Consider the following 945-nt stretch of genomic DNA (forward strand, 5'->3'; position numbering starts at 1 on the left):
CCAGGATCAAACTCTCAATAAAAAGTTTAATCTACTCAAAAAACTTACTCTAAAAGAATTGCTGGTTTTTAACTTATCCATATCTGTTCAATTTTCAAAGATCTCATCGCTCAATAGCGACTTGTTAATATTATCACTCATAAAGATTACTGTCAACACTTTTTTTGTACTATTTCAACATTTCTTCGTGTTTTTTGTTTCTTTTTCTTGAGGACATTGACTATTCTATCATAGCCTGTATATATTACTTTGAATTTATGTTGCATTATGAAATATTATATGGTATTTTCTCTTATTTTCTTGTATTTACACTCTATTTCTATTATTGATACACTCGGATGAGTTTTTCTTCTTTCTATATATAGAACAATATATACTAACGTATAATACTTATAATACAGCCTTATAAAATAACCATTGAACATATGAAAATTACTTTGGCGAACAAGTTGAATTTAGATAGAGTTATTAAAATTACCTTCTGAGAAAAATTCTATAGGATTAAAATATGTATTTATTACAGAAATGAAATTTAATATTTTAAATAGCATAATGAATATAGATTGATATTTAAGAAAAAATAATGGTACTCCTACCCCGATTCGAACGGGGCCATCAGGATTCGAAGTCCTGCACTCTATCCACCTGAGTTATAGGAGCATATATTTAATTATACTATATAACAAAAAATTATCCACATATTTCTTTGTTTTTTAATATAAAATGTGGATAACTTCTTTTTTATACACAAGATCTACAAAAAAATAAAAGCAACCAATATTAGTTGCTTTTTCTGGAGCGGGTAGTGGGAATCGAACCCACCTTTCCAGCTTGGAAGGCTGGAGTATTACCGATATACGATACCCGCATGGTGCAGATGAAGGGAGTCGAACCCCCACGCCTAAGGCGCTAGATCCTAAGTCTAGTGCGTCTGCCAATTCCGCC

The 945-nt window shown here is 30.9% G+C and carries 2 tRNA genes; both read right to left on the minus strand.

The features are described 5' to 3' along the window. Window positions 1-584: 584 nt before the first annotated feature. Window positions 585-660: transfer RNA gene (locus tag H9661_RS19345), tRNA-Arg, on the minus strand. A gap of 134 nt (window positions 661-794) precedes the next feature. After that, window positions 795-868: transfer RNA gene (locus H9661_RS19350), tRNA-Gly, on the minus strand. Window positions 869-945: the final 77 nt, after the last annotated feature.

Origin of the sequence: Clostridium cibarium, assembly GCF_014836335.1 — a bacterium.
In the GTDB taxonomy this organism is placed as follows: domain Bacteria; phylum Bacillota; class Clostridia; order Clostridiales; family Clostridiaceae; genus Clostridium; species Clostridium cibarium.